The organism is Myxococcus sp. AM011 (genome assembly GCF_013372595.1).
Classification (GTDB): domain Bacteria; phylum Myxococcota; class Myxococcia; order Myxococcales; family Myxococcaceae; genus Myxococcus; species Myxococcus eversor.
In genome coordinates, this window is record NZ_JABXEM010000400.1 from 1 (window position 1) to 7,190 (window position 7,190).

7 protein-coding genes are annotated in these 7,190 nt (G+C 69.9%); 4 read left to right on the plus strand and 3 right to left on the minus strand.

Translation table 11 applies throughout. The annotated features are described in order from the left end of the window. From HUW62_RS44480 to HUW62_RS44490, 3 genes are all read left to right on the plus strand, one after another. Positions 1-1,372: hypothetical protein (locus tag HUW62_RS44480; protein ID WP_163863773.1), on the plus strand; the 1,372-nt coding region annotated here is incomplete at its 5' end. Between the two features lie 189 nt (positions 1,373-1,561). Next, a complete protein-coding gene (gene mgtE / locus HUW62_RS44485) occupies positions 1,562-2,887 on the plus strand; it encodes a magnesium transporter (protein ID WP_163863774.1) in 1,326 nt (441 codons plus the stop codon). A gap of 39 nt (positions 2,888-2,926) precedes the next feature. Next, positions 2,927-3,850 carry a hypothetical protein gene (locus HUW62_RS44490; protein ID WP_163863775.1) on the plus strand — a complete coding sequence of 308 codons (924 nt, stop codon included), beginning with the start codon at positions 2,927-2,929 and terminating at the stop codon, positions 3,848-3,850. A gap of 22 nt (positions 3,851-3,872) precedes the next feature. Here the strand turns inward: HUW62_RS44490 and HUW62_RS44495 are convergent, their stop codons facing one another. Together HUW62_RS44495 and HUW62_RS44500 are read right to left on the minus strand one after the other, a co-directional pair. Then, a complete protein-coding gene (locus HUW62_RS44495) occupies positions 3,873-4,781 on the minus strand; it encodes a tetratricopeptide repeat protein (RefSeq protein ID WP_163863776.1) in 909 nt (302 codons plus the stop codon). Further along, the gene (locus HUW62_RS44500) at positions 4,781-5,032 is read right to left on the minus strand and encodes a hypothetical protein (RefSeq protein ID WP_240356189.1); all 252 of its coding nucleotides are present in this window, start codon (positions 5,030-5,032) and stop codon (positions 4,781-4,783) included. Before HUW62_RS44500 ends, HUW62_RS44495 begins: the two co-directional genes overlap by 1 nt. A 201-nt stretch (positions 5,033-5,233) precedes the next feature. Here HUW62_RS44500 and HUW62_RS44505 point away from each other — a divergent pair, with 201 nt between their 5' ends. Next, positions 5,234-5,674 carry an NADAR family protein gene (locus HUW62_RS44505; RefSeq protein WP_163863778.1) on the plus strand — a complete coding sequence of 147 codons (441 nt, stop codon included), beginning with the start codon at positions 5,234-5,236 and terminating at the stop codon, positions 5,672-5,674. 49 nt (positions 5,675-5,723) lie between these two features. Here HUW62_RS44505 and HUW62_RS50210 read toward each other — a convergent pair whose 3' ends face one another. After that, on the minus strand, positions 5,724-7,010 hold the full coding sequence (locus HUW62_RS50210; protein WP_163863779.1) for a rhomboid family intramembrane serine protease: 1,287 nt from the start codon (positions 7,008-7,010) through the stop codon (positions 5,724-5,726). Positions 7,011-7,190 lie beyond the last annotated feature (180 nt).

Here is a 7,190-nt window from a genome sequence, read left to right on the forward strand (position 1 = left end):
GATGAAGACCCCCCTCCCCCTCGCCCTGGCCGCCCTGCTCGCTCTCATCGGCTGCGCGGTGGACGACGCGCCGTCCATCTGCAACTTCCCAGCGACAGAGGAAGTGCCGGGCATCGACCCGCTGCTCGTCCCGGTAGGAGCGCCCGCGGCGATGCGCGTGGACATCGCCACCCGGACCTTGCAGTGCGAGAGCGGCAAGACGGCCCAGGCCCCCGACACCGCCACCGCGGAGGTCTTCGACCCGGAGAACCGCGTCACGCCCTCCCAGGTCTCCCTCCAGGCGGCGGGCACCGTGGCCACGCTGAGCTTCACGCCCACCGTCGTGGGTCGGCACCACGTCATCCTCGCCTTCACTCCCGTGGGCGGCATCCGGCAGCTCGGCGTCTACGCGGCGAGCCGCTGGGCGGGCGCCTCCTCCCCTGTCACCCTGCCCCTGCCCCGATGTGGCCAGCTCGAGCGCACCACCCATGGTCTGTGGCTGTGTGACGGAGTCGCCCTGCGCGGCCCCTCGGACCGGCCCTTGCGGCTGGGCACCGGCTCCACGGCTCCCGACGTGGCCGTGTCGGGCAACGTCGTCTGGGTGGTGGGAGATGGGCGGGTGCGCCGGTACGTGGATACGGGCTCCGAATTGGAGCTGACGGGCTCGCTGCTGCTGAGCACGATGCCGGGCGTGAAGGCCATCCAGTCCCGGCTGGCCTCGGAGAACGAACTGGTGGTGCTGGACACCGAGTCCCTGCACCGCTTCGTCTTCACCGACAAGGCGGTGCTCGAGGCCCCCGCTCCCACGGCCTGGGCACCCGGGCGATCTCGCATCCCGTTTGGCCTGGACAGCACGGTGGGGCTGCTGGTGCGCGCGGCGGAGGACCGGGTGCTGGTGGTGAGCCTGTCCGGGTCGACCGACAGCACGGCCTGCGCCTTCAAGCTCGGCGCGGACGGAGCCTTCCTGTCGGAGGGCGTGCTCTGCGCCCCCGTGCGCGGCAGGCCCGTGGGACTGGAGGCCGGCAGCCTGTGGACCCAGGTCGGCGCCAACGTCCCCACGGGGAACTCCGGACGCATGCTGCATCGCTGGGGCATCTCCGAGGGACACCTCGACGAGCAGAACGCGCTCATCCTGGATGCCTCCATCGCCGTGGCCGACGCGTCCTTCCGCGGGGGCTTCACCATCCCCGCCCTGTACTCCGTCCCCCGGAACGACACGCCGCTGACACGGCCGAGAGTCCTCCCGGGCAGGTCCGCGCTGGGGCTGGAGCTGATGCCCACCGACATGCCGCTCGCCGAGGGCGCCCGCTCCACCTCGCCCCGCTTCCACTGGGGCGGCGACTCACGCCCGACTGTCGGATTCACCACCGTCTACGAGCAGGCCGCGCCCTGACCCGCCTGGCCGAGCCCCGGAAGTGACTCCCTGGAGCTCCCACGAACCGTCCTCCCCCCTGAACCGGTGACAGGTTCGGAAAAAGCGCGAGGAGATGGTTGCCTGCCTCTCGCAGTGCCCTCCGTGCGGGTGTAGAGAGGCCGGCGCGTCGCGACTGGCCGCGCGCTCCCACCGTCGGAGGCGAGCCCCATGATGGACAGCCCTCTCAGCGCCTCGCTCTCCATGGAGGAGCTCCATGAAGCGTGGCCGGTGCTCTCCATCGACGAGCGCCTGGAGGGCTTCCGCCTCTTGCCGTCCGCGGTGGCGGACGACTTCTTCCTCGCCCTGTCCGCGCGCGAGCAGGCGGAACTCATCCTCCACCTCCCGACATCGGAGCGGCGCACGTGGGTGCGGCTGCTGCCCCCCGACGACCTGGCGGACCTGGTGCAGGCGGTGGAGCCGGAAGCGGCCGACGCCATCCTCGCGCAGCTCGACGATGCCAGCCGGCGCGAGGTCAACGTGCTGTTGGCCTACGCGGAGGACGACGCCGGCGGTCTGATGAACCCGCGCTTCGCGCGCGTGCGGCCGGACATGACCATCGACGAGGCCATCGGCTACCTGCGCAAGCAAGCGCGGGAGAAGGTGGAGACCGTCTACTACGCCTACGCGCTGGACACGGAGCAGCGCCTGCAAGGCGTGCTCTCGCTGCGACAGCTCTTCCAGGCCGCCAGCGACAAGAAGGTCGCGGACGTCATGCACCATGACGTCATCACCGTGTCGGAGAACACGGACCAGGAAGTGGTGAGCCAGCTCTTCGCCGAGCACGGCTTCATGGCCCTGCCCGTGCTCGACGAGCAGAACCGGATGAAGGGCATCGTCACGGTGGACGACATCGTCGACGTCGTCCAGGAAGAGGCCACCGAGGACATCCAGAAGGTCGGCGGCATGGAGGCCCTGGAGGCCCCCTACTTCGACGTCGGCTTCTTCGGCATGTTGAAGAAGCGCATCGGCTGGCTGCTCGTCCTCTTCCTCGGACAGATGCTCACCGCCACGGCCATGAGCAGCTTCGAGGGCGCGATTCAGCGCGCCGTGGTGCTCAGCCTCTTCGTGCCGCTCATCATCTCCTCCGGCGGCAACTCCGGCAGCCAGGCCTCCACGCTCATCATCCGCGCGCTGGCGCTGGGTGAGATGCGGCTGAAGGACTGGTGGCGCGTGGCGCGGCGAGAGGTGCTCTCCGGCCTGGTGCTGGGCTTCGTGCTGGGCGCGGTGGGCCTGGGTCGCATCGTGGTGTGGCAGGAGGTGTCCGGCGCCTATGGCGAGCACGCCTTCCTGCTGGGCTGCGCGGTGGCGCTCTCCGTGCTGGGCGTGGTGACGTTCGGCACGCTCGCGGGCTCCATGCTGCCCCTGGTGCTGCGCCGCTTCGGGTTCGACCCCGCGAGCGCCTCCGCGCCCTTCGTGGCCACGCTGGTGGACGTCAGCGGCGTGGTCATCTACTTCACCGTCGCCAGCCTCCTGCTGCGCGGCACGCTGCTCTAGCTAGAGGCGCGAGCCCCAGCCCGCGCGGGAGGCCCGGTCATGATTCGCACCACCCTTCGGCGCACCCTCACCCTGGAGGCCCCGGAGTCACCGGGCCGCGCCGCGCACGTCTCCGCAGCCAGTGGACTGGTGCGCGTGGGCGAGTGGCTGCACGTCGTCGCGGACGACTCGCTGCACCTGGCGACGTTCTCCGTGCGCGGCGATGCTCCGGGGCGCCTGTCGCGACTCTTCGCCGGTGAGCTGCCGGAGGAGCCCCAGGCGCGCAAGGCGGCCAAGCCGGACCTGGAGGTGCTCTGTGTGCTGGGTCCGCTCGCGGGCGCGCCTCATGGGGCATTGCTGGCGTTGCCATCGGGTTCCTCGCCCGTTCGAGTGGTCGGAGTGGTGCTGCCCTTGAACGCGGAGGGCGCGCTCGCGGGTGCGCCGCGCACGGTGGACTGCTCGGCGCTGTATCAGCAGATTGGGCGGGAGCTGGGCTCGCTCAACATCGAGGGCGCGGCGGTGGTGGGCGGACGGCTGCGGCTGTTGCAGCGAGGCAATGGCGACGCGGGCGTGGACGCGCTGGTGGACCTGGACCGCGAGCGCGCGCTGCGTGGAATCGAAGTGGGCGCGCTGGGGCCGGAGGTGCTGCGCACGATTGCTCGATGGGAGCTGGGGCGCTCGGGCGGAGTGAGGCTGTCCTTCACGGATGCGTCACCGCTGCCGGACGGGCGGCTCGTGTTCACCGCGACGGCCGAGGACACTCGAAATGCGTACGCGGATGGGCCGGTGGCGGGCTCCGCGGTGGGACTGCTGGCACCGGATGGGACGCCGCTGTTCCTGGACTCGGTGGACGCGAAGGTGAAGCTGGAGGGCGTGGACGCGCGAGTGGAGGGCGGACGCGTGCACCTGCTGTTGGTGGCGGACGCGGATGACCCCGCGGTGGCGGCGCCCTTGCTGGAAGCGGTGCTGGACGTACCGGCGTAGGCGCCCTGGACGGGCCCCTTCGTCAGTCGTGCTCGTGCGCGGCTTCTTCGGGCCTGCCGCCCACGGCCTCGAGCGAGGAGCGCGCGGGACGGGCCCGGTCGAAGGCCACCTCGCGCTCGCCCACGCCCTCCGCCGTGGTGTTGGCGATGCGCTTGCGTGCCCGGGCGATGTAGTCCTGCACGAGCACCGGGTCCGGGTGCGTCTTCAACGTCTCCACCCAGGTCTCGATGGCCTTCTCGTGCTCACCGGCGTCCGAGCGCAGCTTGCCCATCTCGAAGAGGGCGTGCGGCGACAGCTCCGAGTCCGGGAAGCGGGTGCGCAGGTCCGCGAAGGCGCGCGAGGCCTCCTGCCGACGGCCCTCCATCATCGCGATGGCCTGGGCCTGGAGGAACAGCGTGTCGTCCACGAAGACGCTGGTGGCGAAGCGCTCGACGAGGCGACGCGTCTCCAGCTCGCACTGCTGATAGTCGCCCAGCTCGAAGTAGAGCTTGGCCACCTGGTAGTGCAGCTCGGCGCCCTGGGGCGGGTTGCGCTGGAGCGCGGCGGTGAGCTGGTCGATGGCGCCGCGCAGGTCGCGGTAGTGCACGCGCAGCAGCTCCGCGAGGATGATGCGCGCCTCCAGCGCCTCGGGAGACTCCGGGCACTGCTGGATGAGCTCGCGGTAGACTCCCACGGCCTCCTTCACCTTGCGCTGCTCCAGCCAGTAGACGTCCGCGGCGCCCTTCAGCGAGCGGGCGCGCAGCACGAGCGCCTCCGGCGTGCTGTCGTGGCGCAACATGTCGAACGCCTTGCGGTATTCGACGAGGGCCTCATCGGGACGCTTCTCGTAGATGGCGTCGCGGGCTCGCTGGAGGTGGTCCACCGGCTTGTCGCGACGACACCCGGCGCTGGCCAGGGCCAGGGCCACGAGCGCGAACCGGAGCGCCCGCACTAGCACTTCTCCGGGGTGACGGTGACGCAGCGCGAATCCTCGCAGCTCACGCACTCGGCGATGGGCGACACGTCGGTGGTGCATACGTCGACGCGGGAGGTGCGTGGGCAATCCTCCGACGTGACACACCGGTAGACGCTCCCGTCTTCACGGGTGATGTCCTGGGCCGTGGAGCCGCAGACTTCCAGGTCGTTGCATCCCAGCAACCCCGCCCCGATGGCGGCGAGGACTGCGCGCGCGGTGCGTCTCACGGCGCCGGTTCTACCTTTATTCGCCCACGCCGTCACGGAACGGTGCGCCTGCCCGCCTGCCCAGTGGAAACCCTTGCGACCTGGCTCCACAGGGGGTGAAGCCCGAAAAACAAGCGTGTCATGAACTACCCGGCGCCTGCGTGGTAGGATTTGGCTCGGGGCTGGCGTGGTGCAGCGAGGTCCTTCAGTGTTCCGGGCCCGATGAAGGTCATCCACTTCTACAGCGTCACCGACGAATACGGCTGGTGCTCGAACTTCGCGCCCTACCCCATCAAACTGGGCGGCAAGACGTGGCCCACCAGCGAGCACTACTTCCAGGCCCGGAAGTTCGAGGACCCCACGGACGAGGAAGCCGTCCGACAGGCTCGCACTCCGATGCTCGCGGCCCGTCTTGGCAGGGACCGCAAACGCAAGCTTCGACGGGACTGGGAGTCCACCAAGGTCTCCGTGATGCGCGAGGCCGTGCGCGCCAAGTTCACCCAACACGAGGACCTCACCCGACTCCTGCTGGAGACCGGCGACGCGAAGCTCGTCGAGCACACCGACCAGGATGACTACTGGGGCGACGGTGGAGACGGCAGCGGCAAGAACATGCTGGGCCGCATCCTCATGGAGATTCGACAGGAACTGCTCGCACGTTAGGGCAGGTCCCACTTCCGAGCCCCTCTGACTCCATGAGTGCGCGGCTCCATCACCAGCCCTCGCGAGAGCCCACCGCGAAGAAGACGCTGACGACCACTGCCCCCAGCGCCAACACGGACAACGCGCCCGCCCACCGCGTCCCTGGAGGCGTCGCGTGCTCACGCTTCCACACTCGCGCGAGCCACAGCCCCACCACGCCCCCAGCGAGGGCTCCACCGACGTGCGCCGCGAAATCAACCGCGTTTCCCGTGCGCGACATGGCGATGGGAATCAACGACGGCACCAACAACTGCATCGCCATCATCTGAACCTCCACCCGGCCCTGCCCCGTCGGCAGGCGTCGGCTCACCGCCAGCACCGCCGCCAGAAGCCCCATCAGCGCGCCCGACGCTCCCACCGACACCACTGAGTCCCCATGGAGCGCCATCGACAACGCTCCGCCCCCGAGCGCACTCACGACGAGCAGGAGGCCCAGCCACGTCCGGCCCACCATGCTCTCCAACACCGTCGCGCCAAACCAGAGACAGAAGCCGTTGAGCAGCAGGTGGATGAGGTCTCCGTGCAGCAGCGGCGCGAGGAACAGCCGCCACCACTGGCCGTGCTCCAACACCAACCTCGAGGACAGACCTCCCAACGCCACCAACGTCTCGATGCCCGGCGCGAGCAGCCCCGTGCCCGGCGCGCCCACGGCGAAGAGTTGCTCAGCCGCGAAGGCCAGCGCCAGCGACACCAGCAACGCCACCGTCAACACCGGCGCGCGCTCGGGTGCCTCGGCGACCTCGTCCTCTGACTCTTCCACCCGACGCGGTTGCTGGACCAGCCCTCGCACATGGCCCCGAGACACCATCGCGCGTCGCCACGTGTTCGCCCACACCTCGCCAGATGCCGTGTCCACGTGCATCGCGTGCAGGTGGACCTTGTTGAACAGGCCGAGCCGCAGACGCTCCAGTCGCTCCCGGTCCTCCAGTGTCACGGGCCCGCGTCCCACTTCGATGAACTGCAAGCCCACGGGCAACTTCGTTCCGCTCACCGTCCCCGAGTAGTGCAGACACGCCTTGCCCACGCGCTCCAGCACCGGAGTCTCCAGAGTGAAACGCCGCGAGGGCTCACGCTCCCGGTCCACGATGCACACGATGACGCACGAGTACCCATCCGAGTACGTGAGCACCGCGTCCGATACGTCGACCAGCTCCGCTGCCTCGGGATGCGTGCCGGGCTCGAAGCCCTTGTCGGCCATCAACCTCCGCGCCAGGTACTCCGCGAACGAGGGCGCGGAGGGCATCTCTCCCATCGGCGCTTCAGCGACAGGGGCCTGCTCGGAGGATGGCGGCGACACGGCGGCTCCTTTCCCTGCCCAGGCCGACGAGCCTGCACGACATGCCCGCATTCACGCCAGTCGCCCAGCCTCCGCTCGCGTCGACACATCAGTGGCAGGCGCCTGCTCGGAGATTGGCGGCAGCACGGAGGCTGCTTCCCCCAGCCCAGGCCGGTGAGCCCCGCGCCCACGCCAGTCACC

Bases quoted from the DNA above. Each gene is read 5' to 3' on its own strand.
- mgtE (WP_163863774.1), top strand. From the start codon at position 1,562: ATGATGGACAGCCCTCTCAGCGCCTCGCTCTCCATGGAGGAGCTCCAT.
- HUW62_RS44490 (WP_163863775.1), top strand. From the start codon at position 2,927: ATGATTCGCACCACCCTTCGGCGCACCCTCACCCTGGAGGCCCCGGAG.
- HUW62_RS44505 (WP_163863778.1), top strand. From the start codon at position 5,234: ATGAAGGTCATCCACTTCTACAGCGTCACCGACGAATACGGCTGGTGC.